At 58.7% G+C, this 1,860-nt stretch carries 4 protein-coding genes; all 4 read right to left on the reverse strand.

What is annotated here, in order from left to right; genetic code table 11:
* Positions 1-114 precede the first annotated feature (114 nt).
* On the reverse strand, positions 115-669 hold the full coding sequence (locus tag C5748_RS27305; protein ID WP_105746185.1) for a hypothetical protein: 555 nt from the start codon (positions 667-669) through the stop codon (positions 115-117).
* On the reverse strand, positions 554-970 hold the full coding sequence (locus C5748_RS29170; protein ID WP_245582017.1) for a hypothetical protein: 417 nt from the start codon (positions 968-970) through the stop codon (positions 554-556). The genes C5748_RS27305 and C5748_RS29170 overlap by 116 nt, the downstream gene beginning before the upstream one ends.
* 221 nt (positions 971-1,191) lie before the next feature.
* Positions 1,192-1,536 (reverse strand): hypothetical protein, encoded by a 345-nt coding sequence (locus tag C5748_RS28700; RefSeq protein WP_105746187.1) that lies wholly within the window; start codon positions 1,534-1,536, stop codon positions 1,192-1,194.
* A gap of 118 nt (positions 1,537-1,654) precedes the next feature.
* Positions 1,655-1,860 (reverse strand): autotransporter outer membrane beta-barrel domain-containing protein (locus C5748_RS27315; RefSeq protein ID WP_146119650.1); only part of this gene is annotated, 206 nt, incomplete at its 5' end.

The following is a 1,860-nucleotide window of genomic DNA, read 5'->3' on the forward strand; positions in this document are numbered from 1 at the left end:
TGTTTCTAACATTTGAGTCCGATGGAATTGGACGCAAATGTGTAAAAGAAACAAACACAAACAAAAGGTTATCTAGTGGTTGGGCCGACGTTTCGCGGGAGCGAAGCGTCGGAGTCAATCCACTAGCGTGACGGCGATGACACCGATATCGACGTAATGCTGATACTGTTTAGCTTGTTCTTCGGTATAGCCTTGGCTCATCAGAGTTGCGACGAAGGCGGTTTTTGCCTCCTGCCCCGTAACCGCCTTTTGTATGTCACCCGAGAGATGATTGGCGCTGGCGATGGCGGCCATGATGCCCGCGACGCAGGCGGGAGTACCCGCACCTGAGGCGCATGTGGCAACGCCGCCTGCAATGCCGAGGGAATCGAGAAAGCAGTCGATTGCCCCCTCCTTCTTGGCCAGATCGGTCAGGAAATCCCTGATCGCGGCATCCGGGGCCCTTCCATCTTGGAAACTGCGCGCCAGCAGCAGATCAAAATTGAAGATCGACTGCTTCTGACTGAACCCACCCGCTCCGAGATAGCGATCAGCATGTGTCTCGAACTCGCGCTCAAGCCCCGCTGCGAACTCCTGTAACTCCTTGATCTTGGATCGGCAGGATTCCGAAGACGGTTGCGTCTGGCAAATCGTGATGAGGCTTTGTGTGTTCTGGCGCGAAGTTTCCATAAACTCCGTATCTGTTCGTTCCCGACGAAAGCTGTGATGCCTGCTGCGTCGTCGTCGTGGCCTTCGAGTAGCCGTCATCCGTCTTGCGGGTCACATCAGCGGTGGCAATACTGACCGAGCCGTTCTCGGCCGTCACGTCGAGCGCGCCACCGGCCTTGGCGGAACTGCCGATGACGGTGACATCGTTCTCCGCCTTTATGCCGAGGTCGCCGCCGGTATTGATCCGCGCGCCTGTCGCGTTCTGCGAACCGTTATTCTCGACCTTCCGTGTTTCCAACGTCACATCGCGGCCGGCCAGCACGGCGTTGCCACCGGCATCGACACTAGCTCCCTGCAGTTTGAGCGTGTCGCCGGCCTGCAGCGCAGCATTGCCGCCGTCGAAATTCGATATCGCCGGATCCGCGTCCTGCCGCCGATCGGCGGGAAGTTCCTCACTGGAAACATTACCAGCGATCAGATGGCAACGGGCAAATTTGCCTCTTGCCTCCGCGCCGCCGAGGGTGTCCCCAATTCTGGGGGCAGCTAAGCCGCCACCTCCATGGTTACCCGAATGCCCTGCTGGCGAAGCATGAAATCCAGGACGGGGGGAGAAACCCGCGTGATCCTGTTTGTCGCCACGCGGTATGCAAAGCGGTTGCACGCCTTGCTACAATACTGCGCATCGACCCGGTTGGCGATAGACGTCTCGCCGCACTGCTGGCAGGGACGAACCTCTATGTCGACTTTGCGGCTGTCGGTGAAGTAGCGCAGTGAACGGTACCGCGTATCCGCCTTCTCACGTTGCGGCGCGAAAGTCTTGCCGCACTGCTCGCATCCACGGCTCGGAACATTATCACGATAGACGGCGCGATATGCTTCCCGCTCCATTGCCGATCCCGTATTGCATTCTTCATGTCCCAACCGACATAGGCAGTCGTTACCCGATCGTTAGCCTCAGCCGAGTTTCCGACAATGAGAGGCGTGCAGATTTGCACTCCTCAAGACATCACCAGTTGACCTTCATCCCGAGATTGCCGGTGAGCTTGTAGCTGTCGGCGAAGTTCTCGAGGCTGGTGTCGACGGAAACCTCGCCATGCAGCGCGTATTTGCCGTCGGCCCAGCTATAGGTGCCGCCACCGCCGATGCCGCCCCAGGTGCGGTCGTTTTCGCTGGCGAAGCTGACGCCCGACACCTCGATCTTGCTGCCCTCCT

Origin of the sequence: Phyllobacterium phragmitis, assembly GCF_002980495.1 — a bacterium.
Lineage (GTDB): Bacteria > Pseudomonadota > Alphaproteobacteria > Rhizobiales > Rhizobiaceae > Paramesorhizobium > Paramesorhizobium phragmitis.

Excerpts from the sequence above, each read along its gene's own strand:
- C5748_RS27305 (WP_105746185.1), bottom strand. The coding sequence starts at position 669 with ATGGAAACTTCGCGCCAGAACACACAAAGCCTCATCACGATTTGCCAG.
- C5748_RS28700 (WP_105746187.1), bottom strand. The coding sequence starts at position 1,536 with ATGGAGCGGGAAGCATATCGCGCCGTCTATCGTGATAATGTTCCGAGC.